Raw genomic sequence first — 19,059 nt, forward strand, 5'->3', positions numbered from 1 at the left:
AGCGCTTTAAAATTCCACCATCACAGCAGACTTCTGAATGACGGAGGCATAGTGTTTGAACAAAATTTGAGGATCGTGACCTGTTTGCTCTGCTACCGCTAGAGGATTTGCGCCATTCGCCAGAGCATGGCTGATGGCAGTATGGCGGGTAGAGTAAGGCTTCCGGTAGGTAATTTCGAGCCGGGTCAAGATTTTTGTCCAGGCTCGGCGACGGAAGGTATGGTCGTTGAGGAGCTTTCCCTTCGGCGATGGAAAAACTGATGCTTCAGGATCCACGTTAGTAGGTTTTCTAGCAGATAGCATCTCTGCCACCGTGGGGGTAAGGGTTATCGTTCGATCCTTCCCCGTTTTGGTGGTCTTACGGACGCCTCTAGAAACAGATTCACCAATCCATACCGTTGAGTAGTCATCGGCTATATGCTTCCATTTTAGGGCTACAGCTTCCCCAAAACGACAGCCTGTACCGAATAGGAACGTCACGAAGTCGGCGTAGTGCTGGTAGTAGCGATCCGTTCTAAACGCCGCCAAGATAGCTTGAACCTCAGCCAATGTAAATGGCTTAACCTTCTGCTTAGGGGCTGGTTTCACCCTCTCTAGAACGGATGCCCAGGGGTTTTGTCCGAGTGTCTGTTCAGCCCAGTTCCAACAGGACTTAACTAGGGTTAGGTAGTCTTTGGCCGTTCGTTCAACCACTCGCTTTCGCAAGTACTCGGCAAAAGCGGCGGCACTGGCCTCATCCACAGTGTCTGCTGGCTTAGTTGAGAAAAATGCGTCTAAATGTCGCTGCGTAGCTCCATATCGGCACAGACTGCCCACCTGCAAGTCTTTGGCTTTGGTCTGAACCGCTGTGAATTTCTCAAATAGCCCAGTCACGGTGGTTGCCTCGCGCTTTTTAGCGGCAGCTTTGGGTGGCTTGTACTTCTTTAGGGTCTCATCAAAGTTGCCGGAGGCAATATCCAGTTCGATCTGAGTCGCCTTCTGCTGGGCCACGATGCGATTAACTCGGGAATCAGGCAAGCCAACGGCTATGTAATGGCGTGTGCCTCCATAGGTAAAGCGTAATCTCAGCCTGCCTTTATCGCTTTCTACCTTGACAAGGCTCCTATCTAGGTCGCGGCTCAGCGTCGGGCGTGCCGCTACGGGGGGTTGCATAGTAGTCATCTTCCTACCAATTTCCTACCACTCAGACGTCCAAAAGCGTCCAAAAGTAGCCAACCTCACTCCCCTATTGACAATATGTTAGGGTCATCAAAAGGTTGATGCGTCGGCTACAAGGCGCTTCCGCAGTAGGTTTTAGAAGAATCGGGATGGCGGGATTCGAACCCACGGCCCCTTCGTCCCGAACGAAGTGCGCTACCAAGCTGCGCTACATCCCGTTTTTACTCAACTAGGTTAGCACGACCCTACCCCCTGCTGGCAAAAATTGCCCCGGCGAGAAGCAGAGGTAAGCCTCACCGCAACCACTGCGATTGAAACTCTTGGCCAGCGGGATATATTGCCTTTGCAGAAAGGCTGAGGGCAAATCAGGACAACTGGCCAACATTTCAAGATTTTTGGGCAAAGTCTGGCGACTGTGTGATTTGTCAATGGCAAGGTAGCTGCAATCGTGCCGCCGCCAAAGTAAGCGGGTAAACTCAAAAAGAAACTGCCCTATCGTTTGGATTCTGCTATGGCAGCACCCTCTGGCCCAATTTCTGCAACCCCAAAGCCAATCAAATTTGGTACCGATGGCTGGCGCGGCATCATTGCCGCTGACTTCACCTTTGAGCGGGTAGCTCAGGTGGCGGCAATATCAGCCCACGTACTCCATCAGTGCTTTGGGGCCGAAACCGGGAGTCGCACGGTTGCTGTCGGCTACGATCGCCGCTTTTTAGCGGCCGAGTTTGCCCGTACCGCCGCCGAGGCGATCGCGGCCCAGGGCTTCGACGTGCTGCTCTCCCAGGACTACGCCCCCACCCCGGCCTTTAGCTACGCCGCCAAGCACCAAAATCTGCTGGGGGCCATTGTGATCACCGCCAGCCACAACCCTCCTGCCTACTCCGGGCTCAAGATCAAAGGCGCGTTTGGGGGGTCTGTCTCCCCCGAGGTGACGCAGCAGGTCGAGGCCCTGCTGCCCAATCCCCCTGCGCCCCTGGGCCCTCGCGGCAGCCTGGAGACCTTCGATCCCTGGCCCGACTACTGCGCCGCCCTCCAGGCCGAGGTTGATGTGGCGGCCATTCAAAAGGCGATCTCTAGCGGCAAGCTGACGGTCTTTGCCGATGTCATGTATGGTTCTGCGTCGGGGGGGCTGTCCCGGCTGCTGGGCGAGGCCAGCGTTCACGAACTGCACAGCAGCGCGGACCCGCTGTTTGGCGGCAACCCGCCCGAGCCACTGCCCAAGTATCTGGGGGAAATGCTGGAGACCGTTAAGGAGTACCCCGCCAAAGACAGCGTGAAGGTGGGCCTGGTATTTGACGGGGACAGCGATCGCATCGCCGCCGTCGATGGCCAGGGCAGCTTCCTCAGCTCCCAAATCCTCATTCCTATCCTGATTGACCACCTCAAGTCGCGGCGGGGCTACAGCGGCGAAATTGTCAAAACCATCAGCGGTTCCAACCTGATTCCGGCGGTGGCCCAGCTCAATGGCCTGGACCTATACCAGACCGCCGTGGGCTACAAGTACATTGCCGATCGCATGCAGGAGTCCCAGGTGCTCCTGGGTGGCGAAGAGTCCGGTGGCATCGGCTACGGCCACCACATCCCCGAGCGCGACGCCCTGATGTCGGCTCTCTACGTCCTGGAGGCTGTTGTGGCCTCGGGCCTCGACCTCAGCGCCTACTACCGCAGCCTGCAGGAGAAAACCGGCTACTTCTCCGAGTACGATCGCATCGACCTGCCCCTGGCCAGCATGGAGGTCCAGGCCAAGCTACTGGACACCCTCGCCACCACCCCACCCCACGAGGTCGCGGGCAAGGCCGTGACCCACATCCTCGACATCGACGGCTACAAGCTCACCCTCGCTGACGACAGCTGGCTCCTGATTCGCTTTAGCGGCACCGAACCCGTACTGCGACTCTACAGCGAAGCTAAGACCCTGGAGGAGGTGCATAAGCATCTGCACTGGGCCAAGGACTGGGCGAGTTCGTTTGGATAAGGGGCATCGGGTGTCGGTTACTGGGTGCCGGGTATGGCGTACTGGGTTTTGCCCGACACCTAACACCCGACACCTAACACCTGACACCTTAAACCCCATGTAACAGCACCTCAAAAAACATTAAGACTCTGCATCACTGCCCGCGTAATCCTTAACACTGGAAAATTACAAGCGATTTTTCAGTCTTTGGATTGTCATGGAACAGCAGAAAACAGTCATCGTTACCGGGGCCTCGTCTGGGGTGGGGCTAAACGCCGCCAAGGCGCTGGCCGATCGCGGTTGGCACGTCATCATGGCCTGCCGCAACGTAGATAAGACCAAGCAGGCCGCCCAGGACATTGGGATGCCCGATCGCTACAGCATCATTCGTCTCGACCTGGCTTCCCTGGCCAGCGTGCGCCAGTTCGTCAGCGACTTTCGGGCCACGGGGCGCAGCCTGGATGCCCTGGTGTGCAATGCCGCCGTCTACTACCCCCTGCTCAAAGAGCCCATGTACAGCGAAGACGGCTACGAAATTAGCGTGGCCACCAACCACCTGGGCCACTTCCTGCTGTGCAACCTGCTGCTGGATGACCTCAAGGCCTCCCCGGCCAGCGACAAGCGCCTGATTATCCTCGGCACCGTCACCGCCAACCCCAAAGAGCTGGGCGGCAAGATCCCCATTCCCGCACCCCCAGATCTGGGCAACCTGGAAGGGTTTGAGGCCGGGTTCAAAGCCCCGATCTCGATGATCAACAATAAGAAGTTCAAGTCGGGCAAGGCTTACAAAGACAGCAAGCTCTGCAACGTGCTCACCATGCGCGAGCTACACCGCCGCTACCACGACGAAACCGGCATCACCTTTAGCTCGCTGTACCCCGGCTGCGTGGCCGATACCCCCCTGTTCCGCAACCACTTCAAGGCGTTCCAGACCATTTTCCCCTGGTTCCAAAAGAACGTTACCGGCGGCTATGTCACCCAGCAGCTAGCGGGCGAGCGCGTGGCCGATACCGTCACCGATCCAGAGCTGAAGGAATCGGGCATGTACTGGAGCTGGGGCAACCGCCAGAAGCCCGGTCGCCGCTCCTTTGCCCAGGAGGTTTCTAACGAGGCCCAGGACGATGCTAAGGCCCGCAAGCTGTGGGATCTCAGCGCCAAGCTGGTGGGCCTCGACGACGAGACCGCCCGCAGCGTCCCCGCCACCGCTGGTTCGGTTTAGCGGCGGTAGCCTCAGTTCGGAATCAGGGAAGTTCTTGGCGAAGCAGGTCAACCGTCCCCTCTTAGCAGGGGTAGGGGTGCTCCCCTCCTGGGCTACTACATACACACAAGTTCTGTTTGACCTCATTTCCCACGCTTTGGCCCCCTTAAATCCCCCAATTCTGGGGGACTTTGAAGTTCGATTCCCCCCGATTTCGGGGGTTAGGGGGGCCAAATCCACTAACTGGAGCGGTTGACGAGATGTGTGTACTTAGTAGCCTCCCGGGAGGGGCAGGGGTGTTCCTCTCCTGGGAGGGGCAGGGGGGGGGCGTCTATGCCAGAGAGGCAACTGACCGCATCAAGAGGCTCGGATTTTGCCATGGGTTTGACCCACTCCGCCCTCCGGGCACCCCTCCGAGGGAGGGGACCGGAGTATCTCCAACTGAGGTTGCGGTAGAAACCCGGTTTCTCTCTACACCCCACACAAAACGCCCCAGCCAGACTCTGGCCGGGGCGTTCTACTATCCAACAAGGTAGTAGGGGTGCAGCAAGCTGCACCCCTACGGTGGATTGGGCGGCCTACTTGGCAGCGGCAGCCTGGCGCTCCTTGGCTTCCTTGATCACTTCCTCGGCCACGTTGCTAGGGCAGGGGGCGTAGTGGGAGAACTCCATGGAGAACTGGCCGCGACCGGAGGTCATGGTGCGCAGATCGCCGATGTAGCCGAACATTTCGCTCAGGGGCACGTCGGCCTTGACGCGAACGCCCGTGGCACCGGGATCCTGGGACTTGATCATGCCGCGGCGGCGGTTGAGGTCGCCGATCACGTCGCCCATGTAGTCGTCGGGGGTGAACACGTCCACCTTCATGATCGGCTCCAGCAGCTGGGGGCCAGCCTTGGGCAGCGACTGGCGGTAGGCGGCCTTGGCGGCGATTTCAAAGGCGATCGCCGAGGAGTCCACCGCGTGGAAGCCACCGTCGGTGAGGGTGACCTTGAGGTCGACCACGGGGTAGCCCGCCAGCGGCCCCTTGTCGATACTGGTCTCAAAGCCCTTCTGCACAGCGGGCCAGAATTCCCGGGGCACATTGCCGCCGGTCACCTTCGACTCAAACTGGAAGCCAGTGCCGGTTTCGCCCGGCTCGATCACGTAGTCGATCTTGGCGTACTGACCGGAACCACCGGACTGCTTCTTGTGGGTGTAACCGTCTTGCAGCACCTTGGTGATCGATTCGCGGTAGGCCACTTGGGGCTTGCCCACTTCCACTTCCACGCCGTGGGTGCGCTTGAGAATGTCGACTTTGATATCGAGGTGGAGTTCGCCCATGCCCTTGAGGATGACTTCGCCGCTCTCCTCGTCGGTTTCAACCTGGAAGGAGGGGTCTTCGGCTACCATCTTGCTGATCGCCATCCCCATTTTCTCGTTGTCGCCCTTTTTCTTGGGCGACACCGCAATGGAGATCACCGGGTCGGGGAAGACCATGGGCTCCAGGGTTGCGGGTTCTTTGGGGTCGCAGAGGGTGTGGCCGGTCTGCACGTTTTTCATGCCGATCAGCGCCACAATGTCGCCGGCCTGGGCCGACTCCACCTCTTCGCGATCGTTGGCGTGCATCTCCACAATCCGGCTGATCCGCTCGGTCTTGCCGGTGGCGGTGTCGAGGATAGTGTCGCCTTTCTTCAGCTGACCCGAGTAGACGCGGGTGAAGGTCAGGGCACCAAAGCGATCGTCCATGATCTTGAACGCCAGGGCCCGCAGGGGCTTCTCGGGATCCACGTAGGCAAAGCTGCCGGTGGGGTTGCCCTCCAGGTCGATCTCCGGCTGGGGCGGCACTTCGGTGGGGCTGGGCAGGTAGTCCACCACCGCATCCAACACCAGCTGCACCCCTTTGTTTTTGAAGGAGGAACCGCAGTAGGTGGGGAAGAAGGCCAGTTCGCGGGTGCCCTTGCGGATGCAGGCCTTGATCTCGTCGATGGTGAGTTCTTCGCCCTCCAGGTACTTCTCCAGGGCCTCTTCGTCTTGCTCAACAGCCAGCTCAATCAGGGCTTCGCGGTACTCTTCCACCTGATCCACCATGTCCGCAGGGACATCCTTGATCTCGTAGTTCTCGGGCTTGCCGGAGTCGTCCCACACCCAGGCCTTGCGGGTGAGCAGGTCCACGACGCCGACGAAGTCGTTCTCGGTGCCGATGGGCAGCACCATCACCAGGGGCTTGGCCGCCAGCACGGTTTCCACCTGCTTCACCACGCGGAAGAAGTCGGCCCCGATGCGGTCGAGCTTGTTGACGTAGATGACGCGAGACACCTTGGAGTCGTTGGCGTAGCGCCAGTTGGTCTCGGACTGGGGCTCCACACCACCGGAACCGCAGAAGACACCGATGCCGCCGTCAAGCACCTTGAGAGAGCGGTACACCTCAATGGTGAAATCGACGTGGCCGGGGGTGTCGATGATGTTGAGCTGGTGCTCTTTCCAGAAGCAGGAGGTGGCCGCCGACTGAATCGTGATCCCCCGTTCTTGCTCCTGCTCCATAAAGTCGGTGGTGGCGGCACCGTCGTGCACCTCACCAATCTTGTGGATACGGCCGGTGAGGGCCAGGATGCGCTCGGTGGTGGTAGTCTTGCCCGCGTCTACGTGGGCGAAGATGCCAATATTGCGATAACGGGTGATGTCTTTAGCCATAACTGCTTCTCCGGGTTCTGGGCGATGGGCCGCTGGTGACCATCTTCATGGGTTACTCAGACGGGGTCTGGGTTGTCGTTGGTAGCCTTGACAACAGAAAACTCTATCACGACACCATGACTGGCACGAGACCATGACGGGGAGTCTGAGCTGAGGCCGCGGCAACAACACCTAATATGAACTATTGTAAAACCCCCTGACACATCCGTGAAAGGGGGGAGAGTCATTACTAGGTTCTTTTCCAAGGATAGCCGCCATCGGGGCATGAATGGGTGAGGAAAACCCATCATTCGCTCACAGCGATCGCGCAGGGCTAAGACCCACCGGTCTGGGCCTGTCCCGTAGGCGAAGCCTGTCCTCGCTAAGCCGGTCATACCCTCGCTGTGGGCAGGCTGGTGCAGTGGTCAAAGCGCCAATTCTTTTTACAATGGTGGCCGTGGCTTTGCAAACCACCCATTCCTACACCTTACCGGGAGATTCAGAAGCATGGGCAGCGTCGTCGGCACCGAGGGCTCTACCGCTAGTGGCTACGTGGGGGCGGCGATTGTGGGCAGCAGCATTACGCTATCGCTCAGAGATTTTGTCACCGCCGCTGAGGGCGACCGGCTGGAAGCATTTTTGACCATTAACGGAAATATGGCCAAGCGCTCCATTGCTTTGGGGCCGCTGCCACAGATCAGCGGTGCCTTCGACCTGTCGGTACCGGAGGGCACCGATATCAGTCTGTTTAATACGCTGGTGATTCGGTCGGTGGGCAGCGAAACCCCTGTGGCTACGGCCTCTGTACCCTAGGCTGGGCTGTCTATTTGATCGAGAATGCTCAAACCGCTGGTCCAGCCAGGGACCTGTCTGCCCGTCAGGCTTGCTCCCCTACCTACCGGACAGCCGCGAGGGCTAATCCCCACAAAACCTTCCCCACCGTCTCCTGAGACCTGTGAGACCAACTTTTTGAGGAAGAAGACTAAAAATCGTATCGATGGCAACACTATTCTGGATTTGCCTCGGATAATGAAGGCAGCGGGGACCGTCTCTGCTGCTGTTTAAAATTCAGCATTTTGTCGAAAACCAGCCGGGAGTAGTCGCTATGACTAACCAGGACAACCAGGCTCGCGAACGCCTGGCCCAACAGCGCCAGCACAGTGACCACAGCCAGGACACCCTGCGCGAGCGCAGTGAAGAAGAGCTGCACCAGCCTTCGGCCCCGACCGTGGATGAAAAAGCCCGGCAGGCGATGGCCCACCAGCGCCAGCATAGTGAGCACAGCCAAGAGGCCTTGCGGGAGCGCAGCGACGAGGAGTTGCACTAGGGCTCAGGCAATCTGACTATGATGGAAGACGGTTGTTTACGGTTTACGGTGCAGGGTACACGGTACAAGGGCCGCCGTGAACCGTAAACCGTGAGCCCTGCTGACCGACCACTTTGGCTGGCCAGTCTACTCATAGACTGTGAAGTTGCGAAATTCAAAAGCTCACACCCCAACGAGTCAGTCCAGGTCCAGGCTGGCCGAGACAATGCCGGGTTCTGTCGTGGGCCTGAGCTCAAAGCCCAGTCGTCTACAGAGGTGTCGCATGCCGTTGTTTTCGGCCAAAACTTCGCCGCTGAGGCGCTTTAGCCCTTCGGTGCGGGCCACTTCGATCAGGCGGTTCAGCAGCTCGGTGCCAAACCCCTGACCCTGGTGGGCGTCGGCCACCAGCATGGCAAACTCCGCCTCGGGCAAGCCGTGCTTTTTGGTCAGGCGGCACACCCCCAGAATGGTGGGGTCAGGATCGCTGACTTCCGCCACCAGGGCAATCTCGCGATCGTAGTCGTTGAAACAGATGCGGGCCAGGCGATCGTGGGAGATGCGGGCGCTCTCCTTCATGGCGTGGAAGTAGCGCAGGTAGGCGCTGTGCTCCGACACCCCCCGGTGGAAGGCGATGATCAGCGGCTCGTCCTCGGGGCGGATAGGGCGGATGGTGATGCCGTCCCGCCAGGGCCAGGTGTACTGGGTGGGGTAGGGGCGGATGGCAAGGCGGGGTGACGGGGTGGCGGGGTCGCGCAGGATCACCCGGGCATCCAGGGCAAGCAGGCCATTGGGGGAGGCCAGCAGCGGGTTGATGTCGATGGAAGCGATATCAGGCTGCTCCGCCACCAGCTGGCTAAAGCGCACCAGGATCTGTTCCAGGGCGTCGAGGTCCACCGCCGCCCGCCCGCGCACCCCCTGGAGGGCGTGGTAAATCCGGGTCTGCTCCATCAGGCGGCGGGCTAGGGTGCTGGTCAGGGGCGGCAGGGCGATCGCGCTATCCTGAAACACCTCCACCAGTTGGCCGCCAGTGCCAAACAGCAGCACCGGGCCAAACTGCGGGTCCTGGCTGCTGCCCAGGATGAGTTCGTAGCCATCGACCCGGATCATCGGCTGCACGGTGACGCCCTGGAAGTGCTCGGCCCCGGCCTTTTCAGCCACGCTGGTGGCGATGCGGTCAAAGGCGCGGCGCACGGCGTGGTCGCTGTCCAGGTTGAGCTGTACCCCGCCCACGTCGGTCTTGTGGGTGAGGGTGCGAGAGTAGAGCTTGAGCACCACGGGGTAGCCGATGGCATCGGCGGCGGCGATCGCCTCCTCCACGGTGCTGGCAATTCGGGTTTCCACCACCGGAATACCGTAGGCCGCCAGCAGCGCCTTAGAGTCGGCCTCGGTGAGCAGGTTCTCACCCCGGACCTGGGCGGTTTGCAAAAGATTGGCCACCGCCGCCCGGTCCACCCCGTGGTTGAGGGTGAGGGCGGGGGTTTCGTAGAGGGCCTTGAGGGCGTAGCTGTGCCGCCAAAGCAGGCCAAACAGCCGCGCCCCCTGGTCGGGGTAGCGGTAGGTGGGAATGCCCGCCTGGTTGAGGATGGTCTCCCCTTCGTCCACCTCGGCCCCGCCCATCCAGCTGGCCAACAAGGGTTGGGCATTGCCTCTGGCCCGCCAGGTGTCCACCACCGCCTGGGCGGTAGCGGTGGGGTCGGTCATGGCCTGGGGGGTGAGCACCAGCAGACAGCCATCGGAGCCGGGATCGGCCAGGGTGGTGCCAAGGGCCTGGGCAAAGCGATCGGGTTCGGCATCCCCCAGAATGTCGATGGGGTTGCCGTGGCTCCAGTGGGTGGGCAGAGCCCCGTTCAGGGCCTCCAGGCTGTCGGCAGACACCTCCGCCAGGCTGCCGCCAGCCCGGATCAGGGCGTCGGTGGCCAGCACCCCCGGCCCGCCCGCATTGGTGATAATGCTCAGGCGCGGCCCCCGGGGGCGGGGCTGCTTGGCCAGCACCTCGGCGGCGTCGAACAGGTCTTCGATGTGATCCACCCGCAGCACGCCGCAGCGGCGAAAGGCGGCATCCAGCACCGCGTCGCTGCCGGTGAGCGACCCGGTGTGGGAGGCCGCCGCCTGGGCCGCCGCCTCGGTGCGACCGGCCTTAATTACGATGATTGGCTTGCTTAGGGCTACCTCCCGCGCCGCTGAGAGGAACGCCCGGGCATCGCCGATCGACTCCATGTAAATCACGATGCTGTGGGTGTGGGGGTCGTCGCCCAGGTAGTCGATCAGGTCGCCCCAGCCCACATCCAGCATCGAGCCCAGGGAAATAAAGGCGCTAAAGCCCACATTCTCCCGCAGGCTCCAGTCGAGGATGGAGGTACACAGGGCCCCGCTCTGACTGATGAAGCCCACGTTGCCCCGGCGGGCCATCTGGCTGGCAAAGGTGGCGTTGAGCCCGGTGAGGGGGTTTTGAATGCCCAGGCAGTTGGGGCCAATCAACCGCAGGTGGCCGTCGGCGATCGCCTGAATCTGCCGCTCTAGCTCAATGCCCTCGACCCCAATTTCCTTGAAACCTGCCGAAAGAATGATCGCCCCCTTCACTCCGACATCGACGCACTCCTGCACTACGGCGGGCACGCCAGGGGCGGGGATGGCGATGATGGCCAGATCGGGGGCTTCGGGCAGGGCGGAGAGGCGATCGTATGCCTGAATGCCCAGCACATTGTGCCGCTTGGGGTTGATGGGATAGACGGTGCCGCCAAAGGGATGGCTGATCAGGTTCCACAACACCGTGCGACCGACACTGCCGGGGCGCTCCGTGGCTCCCACGACGGCGACAGAGCGGGGCGAAAAGATCGGATCGAGGGGATGACTTCCGGTTTTCCAAACATCCATCACCGGATCGGGGTAGGTCAGCATGGTTAAGTCCTCAGAGGGGCAGGTATGGTTGGCCAATTTCGGATTGGTGATTTGTTTTTTGGATCCCACTTGTAGGGGAAGTAGGAGTCTGTATTCTGTGCGTTCAAGGCTGAAAGCGCAAATGCTGAAGAGAACGAACTTGCGCAATGGTTTGAAAGTCGCGATCGCAGTGAATCAGGAGCAAGTTGTTTTCTAGGGCCGCCTGGGCAATGCAGCAGTCAATTGGACTGCGGACGGTAAGTCCCTGGCGACGCAGATCGTAATAAATTCGGGCGGCTTCTTGCCAAGAAGAAGGCTTTAGCTCAAGGTAATCTTGCGATTCCAGGTATGTTGAAAGGGTGGTCCATTCTTGCTCGTTAAGACTGCCCTGAAGCAGCTCAAGCTGAGTGAATCGAGTCAGTAAAATTCGGCGTTCTGCTATCAGTTCTTCAAGCTGGTGGCGAAGCTGGCCACTGCGATCGCGCAAGACATTCACCCAAACCGATGTGTCAATCAGCAGCATGGCCCATTTCACGCAGAGCTTTGTGGTCAAAGTCTGGCGAAAACTGAATCTTCCCCGCCAGTTCAAGCAAATTTTTCTTCTGCCGCGACTTGACCAGCTCTTGCAAGGCCAGATTCAGCAACTCTTCTTGGGTGCTCAGGTTGGTTAGTCTCAGAGCTTCGTTGATCAAATTATCGTCAAGATCGAGGGTAATTTGCATCGACTTACCTATTGGAAACATCATTCAATGACTTGAGTTCACCGGCTGTAATTTTCTGTCGGGCCATCTTAGCCATGCGATCCCATTGATCGTCCGTTGTAGACTCAAATTGAGCTTTCCATACCTGTTCATCCTCAAGTTCTGCCAAAATTATGGCTGCGATCGCATCCTGTTCCTCAGCAGGTAGATTTTTAACTTGTGCGATCGCTTTCTCCAGCAACTCAGTCATCCCTACCTCGCTAAACCATTCAATACATACTTTGCCTATTATCAGTTCTTTTCCCCCTACGGCTCCCCTCTCCCTGGGGAGAGGGGTTGGGGTGAGGGTTACACTAGGGTCAACTCAGGGGCCATGTCCGGCTGGTGGTACAGGCTGGCATCCACCCGGCAGCCGCCGTAGGCCAGGGTGTACAGCTCCTTCATATCGCGGATCAGCGGGTAGCGGGGGTTGGCCCCAGTGCACTGGTCATCGAAGGCCTGCTCCGACATCAGCTCCAGGTGGTCGTAGAAATCCTGCTCCGGCGCATTCAGGGTTTCGCGAATGGTCAGCGGGATTTCCACCTGGCGCTTCAGCTCCTCGATCGCATCCACCAGCCGCATCACCTTCTCGTCGTCGGTGGTGCCGCCCAGGCCCAGGTGATCGGCAATCTGGGCGTAGCGGTGCTTGGCATTGGGGTAGCGGTACTGCGGGAAGATCGCCTGCTTGAAGGGCGCATCGGTGGCGTTGTAGCGGATCACGTGGCTGATCATCAGCGCGTTGGCCAGACCGTGGGGCACGTGGAAGGTAGACCCCAGCTTGTGGGCCAGCGAGTGGCACACCCCCAGGAAGGCATTGGCAAAGGCCATACCCGCGATCGTGGCGGCGTAGTGCACTTTTTCCCGCGCCTCGGGGTCTGCCGCACCGTTTTTGTAGGCCCGAGGCAGGTACTCCATCAGCAGCTTGATCGCTTGCAGCGCCAGCCCGTCGGTAAAGTCGCTGGCCATAATCGATACGTAGGACTCCAGGGCGTGGGTGAGCGCGTCGATGCCGCCAAAGGCCGTCAGGCTGCGGGGCATGTGCAGGGTCAGGGCTGGGTCCACGATCGCCACATTGGGCGTTAGCGCATAGTCCGCCAGGGGGTACTTGATGCCGACGCGATCGTCGGTCACCACCGCAAAGGGGGTCACCTCCGAGCCGGTGCCCGAGGTGGTGGGCACGCAGATCAGCTGCGCCTTCTGGCCCAGGGCGGGCAGCTCGTACACTCGCTTGCGGATGTCCATAAACCGCATCGCCAGCCCCTCAAACTCGATCTGGGGCTGCTCGTACATCAGCCACATTACCTTGGCCGCATCCATGGGCGAGCCGCCGCCCACGGCGATCAGCACGTCGGGCTCAAACTTGCGCAGCTGGGCAAGACCTTGATTGACATTGCTCAGGGTGGGGTCGGGCTCCACATCGTGGAACACATCCCAGGCCACCCCCACCTCGTCGAGCACCTGGGTGATGGGCTGCAGCATGCCCAGGTCAAACAGCGGTTTGTCGGTAATCAAAAAGGCCCGCTGCTTGCCCGCCAGTTCCCGTAGGGCCACCGGCAGACAGCCCGACTTGAAGTAGATCTTGGGCGGCACCCGGAACCACAGCATGTTTTCCCGCCGCTGGGTGACGGTCTTGATGTTCAGCAGGTGGTGGGGGCCGACGTTCTCAGACACCGAGTTGCCGCCCCAGGTGCCGCAGCCCAGGGTCAGCGAGGGGTCAAGCTTGAAGTTGTACAGGTCACCGATCGCCCCCTGGGACGAGGGCGTGTTGATCAGCACCCGGGCCGTTTGCAGGGCGTTCTCAAAGTAGGCGATGTCGTCGCGGTTGGCGGGGTCGGTGTAGAGCACCGAGGTGTGGCCCATGCCGCCAAAGCGAATCAGCGCCGCCGCCGTCTCCACCGCCGCCGCGAAATCCTTGGCCCGGTAGAAGCCCAGGATCGGGCACAGCTTCTCGTAGGAGAAGGGTTCGTCGGTGCCCACGGCTTCCACTTCGCCCATCAGCACCTTGGCCCCCACAGGGACGGTGATGCCCGCCAGGGCAGCGATCGCCTCCACCGACTGCCCCACAATGCCCGCATTCAGCCGACCGTCCTTGAGGATGATCTGCCGCACCGCAGCAGTTTCCTCAGGGCTCATCACGTAAGCCCCGCGAGTTTCAAACTCGGCCTTGGCCTGCTCGTAGATGCTATCCACCACCACCACCGACTGCTCGGAGGCGCAGATCATGCCGTTGTCGAAGGTTTTGCTGAGCAGAATCGAGCTGACCGCCATGGGCAGGTCGGCGCTGGCGTCGATCACCGCCGGGGTGTTGCCCGCCCCCACCCCCAGGGAGGGGTTGCCGGAGGAGTAGGCCGCCTTCACCATGCCAGGGCCGCCCGTGGCCAAAATCAGCTTGATGTCGGGGTGCTGCATCAGCGACTGGGAGAGGTCCACGGTGGGTTCGTCAATCCAGCCGATCAGCCCGGCGGGGGCCCCGGCGGCTTCGGCGGCATCGCGCACAATTTTGGCAGCGGCGATGCTGCACTGCTTGGCCCTAGGGTGGGGGGAAAAAATGATGGCGTTGCGGGTTTTGAGGGCGATCAACGCCTTGAAGATAGCCGTGGAGGTGGGGTTGGTGGTGGGCACGACACCCGCCAGAATCCCCACCGGTTCAGCAATTTTTTCAATGCCAAAGCCCTCGTCTTTTTCGAGGGTGCCGCAGGTCTTTTCCTGCTTGTACTTGTTGTAGATGTATTCAGAAGCAAAGTGATTTTTGATTACCTTGTCTTCAACTACGCCCATACCGGTTTCGGCCACGGCCATTTTGGCCAGGGGAATGCGCTCGTTGTTGGCGGCCATAGCGGCGGCACGAAAGATGCGATCGACCTGTTCTTGGGTGAAGGTGGCGTACTGCGCCTGGGCAGCTTTGACCTGTTGAATCAGGGTTTCGAGTTCGGTCAGATTGGTTACGGACATTATGTCCTCCTGGGATGGGCGGTCGATGGAACTTCAAAATTCAAAAAGCAAAATTCAAACAAATCCTACGTTAGGGTGCATAGCGCTAAAGCGCGGCTTCGCTTATACAGTTGACCCATCATAGTGAAACCACCGAAAGCTTTTGCCAAAGCTGCAATGCACGATCGCGAGACTTCCTATTACAGACAATCATTTACATCACAACTCACCCCGCGATCGCAGGCATGAGAATCTCCGTTGTCATCGTTGGCGGGTGGGTGAGGGTATTGTGAATAATGCAAGCATCCACGGCTCGTTCTAGTCCTTTTTGATGGCGCGACTCCAGAGGAACCGAAGTCTTAACTTGAATGTGGATATGGTCGATGCGCAGGGGATCGGTAGTCTTGTCGGCGGTGACAGCAATATCCAGTCCACTGGTGGCTAGATGGCGAGCTTCAAGATATTTCACTGCGTAAAATCCAACACAGGCTCCCAGGGAGGCCAGAAACCACTCTGGGGGAGTCATTCCCTGATCTTGACCGTAGTTATTTAAGGGTTGATCGCTCAGGATGGTGTGCCCTCGGCAACTGGCTTGAAACTTGACACCGTCTTGGTAAGTTACGTGAACGTCCATAGAAGCCTCCTGAGGGGAGCAGAGGAAAAATCTTAAACAGCGGTTAAGCCCTGACTTCGAAATATCTGAATGACGTGCTCAACCAGTGCGGGTGTCGGTGGCTGTGTGTTGCCCAGCGTGTAGGGAAGTCCAAGTTGCTGCCATTTGTATTCTCCCATTTTGTGAAAGGGCAGTACTTCTACCCTTTCCACATTATCTAGGGTGCCCACAAATTTGGCTAAACCCACCACATTTTCTTCAGGATCAGTGAGGCCAGGAACTAACACAAACCGTATCCAGGTGGGCTTATTAATCTCTGCTAAATAACGGGCGAAGTTCAGCGTCGGTTCGATAGAAACACTAGTCACTTTATGGAACAAATCCGCATTGTAAGATTTGATATCTAATAAAACTAAATCGGTATTGTCCAATACGGGTTCCGCCGCTTCGATGTGGACGTAGCCCGAGGTATCCAGGGCCGTGTGGAGCCCCATCTCGTGGCAACGACGAAAAATTGCGGCGACAAATTCGGGCTGCATCAACGGCTCACCGCCGCTGACGGTGACACCGCCTTTGCGCAGGTAGGTTTTAGTGTGGTCAATCTGCGCCATGATCTCGTCCACCGTCATCACCGTGCCGCCGTGGATCTCCTGGCAGTCGGGGTTGTGGCAGTAGAGGCAGCGTAGAGGGCAGCCCTGGGTGAAGACCACGAAGCGAATGCCGGGACCATCGACGGTGCCGCAGGTTTCGAGGGAGTGGATGCGACCCGTTTGGGTGCGGGTGGGGACAGAGGGGGACATGGGGTGGATGGGTGGATGGGTAGGGGCGCACTGCTGTGCGCCCGTACGGTGGATGGGTGGGAGATGTGAGGGAGAAACCGATTTTTTTGGGTGCCCGTACGGTGAATAGGGTAGAGATGAGAGAGAAACCCGGTTTCTGGCCCCCAGTAGTAAGCCCCTCTCGGCGAGGGCTGAGAGGGGCTAGGGGGTTAGCAGCGTTCGTGGAAGGTGCGGTTGATCACATCGAGCTGCTGTTCTCGGGTGAGTTTGATGAAGTTCACCGCGTAGCCCGAGACCCGAATGGTGAGCTGCGGGTACAACTCCGGGTGGTCCATGGCATCGAGCAGCGTCTCGCGGTTAAACACGTTGACGTTGAGGTGGAAGCCGCCGTCGCGCACGTAGCCGTCGAGCAGGGCGGCCAGGTTGCTGATGCGATCGCCCTCCGTCCGGCCCAGCGCCCCCGGCACAATCGAAAACGTGTTCGAGATCCCGTCCTGGGCGTCGGCGTAGGGCAGCTTGGCCACCGAGGCCAGGGAGGCCACGGCCCCATTGCTGTCGCGCCCGTGCATGGGGTTGGCCCCGGGGGCAAAGGGCTCGCCGTCACGACGACCGTCGGGAGTATTGCCGGTCTTCTTGCCATAGACCACGTTGGAGGTGATGGTGAGGATGGACTGGGTCGGCACGGCGTTGCGGTAGGTGGAGTGCTTGCGCAGCTCGGCCATGAAGGTCTGGACGAGTTGGACCGCAATGCTGTCTACCCGGTCGTCGTTGTTGCCGTATTTCGGGAAGTCGCCATCGACGATGTAGTCCACCGCCAGGCCCCGCTCATCGCGCACCACCCGCACCCGAGCGTGCTGGATCGCCGAGAGGCTATCGGCCACCACCGACAGGCCCGCCATACCGTAGGCCATAGTACGCAGCACGTCGCGATCGTGGAGGGCCATCTCCAGCCGCTCGTAGCAGTACTTATCGTGCATGTAGTGGATGACGTTCATGGTGTTGGCGTAGGTCTTCGCTAGCCAGGCCATCATCTGCACAAAGCGGGGCCACACCTCGGCGTAGTCGAGCACGTCGGCGGTAATCGGGGCGTAGGCCGGGGCGATCTGGTCGCCGGAGTGCTCGTCTTTGCCGCCGTTGATGGCGTAGAGCAGGCACTTAGCCATGTTCACCCGGGCCCCAAAGAACTGCATCTGCTTGCCGATGCGCATGGCGGAGACGCAGCAGGCGATGCCGTAGTCGTCGCCCCAGTAGGGCCGCATCAGGTCGTCGTTTTCGTACTGGATGGAGCTGGTCTGGATCGACACTTCGGCGCAGTAGCGCTTGAAGGCCTCGGGTAGCCGCTCGGACCACAGCACCGTCAGGTTGGGCTCGGGGGCGGGGCCGAGGTTGATCAGGGTGTGCAGCATCCTAAAGCTGGTCTTGGTCACCAGGGGCCGACCGTCTACGCCCACGCCGCCGATGCACTCGGTCACCCAGGTGGGGTCGCCGCTGAACAACTGGTTGTAGTCGGGGGTGCGCAGGAACCGCACCAGGCGCAGCTTCATCACAAAGTGGTCGATAATCTCCTGGGCCTCGGCCTCGGTGAGCCGCCCAGCCGCCAGATCCCGCTCGAAGTAGATGTCGAGGAAGGTGGACACCCGGCCCAAGGACATGGCCGCCCCGTTCTGCTCTTTGACCGCCCCCAGGTAGCCCATGTAGAGCCACTGCACCGCTTCCTGGGCGGTGGCGGCGGGGCGGGCCAGGTCGAGGCCGTAGGCGGTGCCCAGTTCCTTCAGCTCTTGCAGGGCTTTGATCTGCTCAGAGATTTCTTCCCGCAGGCGAATGGTGGCCTCATCCAGGGTGTCTAGCTCCAGGCTGGTCTTTTGGGCCTGCTTGTCGGCGATCAGGCGATCGCAGCCGTACAGCGCCACCCGCCGGTAGTCACCGATGATTCGCCCCCGCCCGTAGGCATCGGGCAAGCCGGTGATGATGCCCGACTTGCGGCAGCGGCGCATCTCGGCGGTGTAGACGTCGAACACGCCGTCGTTGTGGGTCTTGCGGTAGCGAGTGAAGGTTTCTTTAGTCCCAGCATCTAGCTCGTAGCCGTAGGCGTTCAGCGCTCCCTCCACCACGCGAATGCCGCCAAAGGGCATGATGGCCCGCTTCAGGGGCTGGTCAGTCTGCAAACCGACGATCTGCTCCAGGTCGGCGTCAATGTAGCCGGGGGCGTGGCTGGTGATGCCCGAGGGCACAGCGGTATCGGCATCGATCACGCCCTTTTCGCGCTCGATCGCCATCAGGTCTTTGACCTTGTTCCAGAGGGCCGTGGTGCGATCGGTGGCGGCGGCGAGGAAGGTGCCATCCCCGCGGTAGGGGGTGTAGTGGCGCTGAATAAAATCACGCACATCGATCGCAGATTGCCAAGCGCCTGGCCCAAAATCGCTGTTAGTACCTGAGCTTACATAATTAGAATCAGTAACGTTATCAGCGCTACTTTTTTGCGGTATGGATAAATTTCTGACAACCATTATTCTTCCTCCTGGTTGAAAATTTAATTCTGTCGAGCCATTGAAACTCTCAATGGTTTAAGCGATATAGGGCCAACAAGCGCAAAGAATGGAGAGTACAGCCCTAGGCTGAAAAAGTTGGCCTGTGGAGAACCCCTGAACGTAGCTCTGATGGGCGTCTATGCTTGTAATTTAAGGAGCAGCAGCCATTGAGGCTATCCTATTGAGGTCAATCTATTAACGGTTTTGGCCGACGATTTGGACCTGGTTTTAGCAACGTTTTAGTTTCTTTTGTATCTGGCCTCTGTGCCGAAACAATGCCAATCGGCCTGATGTGAGATGTTATTGAACGCTTCACCCCTGATC

13 protein-coding genes, 1 tRNA gene and 1 pseudogene are annotated in these 19,059 nt (G+C 59.7%); 4 read left to right on the forward strand and 11 right to left on the reverse strand.

Annotated features, from left to right (window positions below):
- Positions 1-6 precede the first annotated feature (6 nt).
- Positions 7-1,161 (reverse strand): tyrosine-type recombinase/integrase, encoded by a 1,155-nt coding sequence (locus NF78_RS03095; protein WP_035984834.1) that lies wholly within the window; start codon positions 1,159-1,161, stop codon positions 7-9.
- Between the two features lie 141 nt (positions 1,162-1,302).
- Positions 1,303-1,376: transfer RNA gene (locus NF78_RS03100), tRNA-Pro, on the reverse strand.
- Positions 1,377-1,669: 293 nt separating this feature from the next.
- Here NF78_RS03100 and NF78_RS03105 point away from each other — a divergent pair.
- Together NF78_RS03105 and NF78_RS03110 are read left to right on the forward strand one after the other, a co-directional pair.
- Positions 1,670-3,133, forward strand: coding sequence for a phosphoglucomutase/phosphomannomutase family protein (locus tag NF78_RS03105; protein ID WP_052049702.1), 1,464 nt, complete (start codon positions 1,670-1,672; stop codon positions 3,131-3,133).
- Between the two features lie 196 nt (positions 3,134-3,329).
- Complete coding sequence (locus NF78_RS03110; RefSeq protein WP_035984835.1) at positions 3,330-4,331, forward strand: protochlorophyllide reductase; 1,002 nt, start codon at positions 3,330-3,332, stop codon at positions 4,329-4,331.
- A gap of 557 nt (positions 4,332-4,888) precedes the next feature.
- On the opposite strand, the gene fusA is transcribed toward NF78_RS03110, so the two are convergent.
- Positions 4,889-6,982 (reverse strand): elongation factor G, encoded by a 2,094-nt coding sequence (fusA, locus tag NF78_RS03115; protein ID WP_035984836.1) that lies wholly within the window; start codon positions 6,980-6,982, stop codon positions 4,889-4,891.
- A 486-nt stretch (positions 6,983-7,468) separates the two neighbouring features.
- Here fusA and NF78_RS03120 point away from each other — a divergent pair, with 486 nt between their 5' ends.
- On the forward strand, positions 7,469-7,774 hold the full coding sequence (locus NF78_RS03120) for a hypothetical protein (protein ID WP_035984837.1): 306 nt from the start codon (positions 7,469-7,471) through the stop codon (positions 7,772-7,774).
- A 292-nt stretch (positions 7,775-8,066) separates the two neighbouring features.
- Entirely contained in the window at positions 8,067-8,288 is a 222-nt protein-coding gene (locus NF78_RS03125; RefSeq protein ID WP_035984839.1) for a hypothetical protein, read from the forward strand.
- A 177-nt stretch (positions 8,289-8,465) separates the two neighbouring features.
- Here NF78_RS03125 and NF78_RS03130 read toward each other — a convergent pair whose 3' ends face one another.
- The 8 genes and pseudogenes from NF78_RS03130 to pflB form a co-directional block, all read right to left on the reverse strand.
- Entirely contained in the window at positions 8,466-11,165 is a 2,700-nt protein-coding gene (locus NF78_RS03130) for a bifunctional acetate--CoA ligase family protein/GNAT family N-acetyltransferase (RefSeq protein WP_035988563.1), read from the reverse strand.
- 103 nt (positions 11,166-11,268) lie between these two features.
- Positions 11,269-11,667 (reverse strand): PIN domain nuclease, encoded by a 399-nt coding sequence (locus NF78_RS03135; RefSeq protein ID WP_035984840.1) that lies wholly within the window; start codon positions 11,665-11,667, stop codon positions 11,269-11,271.
- A complete protein-coding gene (locus NF78_RS03140) occupies positions 11,654-11,866 on the reverse strand; it encodes a type II toxin-antitoxin system VapB family antitoxin (protein ID WP_035984841.1) in 213 nt (70 codons plus the stop codon). The genes NF78_RS03135 and NF78_RS03140 overlap by 14 nt, the downstream gene beginning before the upstream one ends.
- A gap of 4 nt (positions 11,867-11,870) precedes the next feature.
- The gene (locus tag NF78_RS03145; RefSeq protein ID WP_035984842.1) at positions 11,871-12,095 is read right to left on the reverse strand and encodes a hypothetical protein; all 225 of its coding nucleotides are present in this window, start codon (positions 12,093-12,095) and stop codon (positions 11,871-11,873) included.
- A gap of 98 nt (positions 12,096-12,193) precedes the next feature.
- Positions 12,194-14,836 carry a bifunctional acetaldehyde-CoA/alcohol dehydrogenase gene (gene adhE / locus NF78_RS03150; protein WP_035984843.1) on the reverse strand — a complete coding sequence of 881 codons (2,643 nt, stop codon included), beginning with the start codon at positions 14,834-14,836 and terminating at the stop codon, positions 12,194-12,196.
- Between the two features lie 205 nt (positions 14,837-15,041).
- Positions 15,042-15,449 (reverse strand): OsmC family protein, encoded by a 408-nt coding sequence (locus tag NF78_RS03155; RefSeq protein ID WP_035984844.1) that lies wholly within the window; start codon positions 15,447-15,449, stop codon positions 15,042-15,044.
- A 32-nt stretch (positions 15,450-15,481) separates the two neighbouring features.
- A complete protein-coding gene (gene pflA, locus NF78_RS03160) occupies positions 15,482-16,228 on the reverse strand; it encodes a pyruvate formate-lyase-activating protein (protein ID WP_035984845.1) in 747 nt (248 codons plus the stop codon).
- Positions 16,229-16,416: 188 nt separating this feature from the next.
- Positions 16,417-18,624 (reverse strand): annotated as a pseudogene (gene pflB / locus NF78_RS03165) (formate C-acetyltransferase); the annotation flags it as partial.
- Positions 18,625-19,059: the final 435 nt, after the last annotated feature.

This window comes from Leptolyngbya sp. KIOST-1 (assembly GCF_000763385.1).
Lineage (GTDB): Bacteria > Cyanobacteriota > Cyanobacteriia > Phormidesmidales > Phormidesmidaceae > Nodosilinea.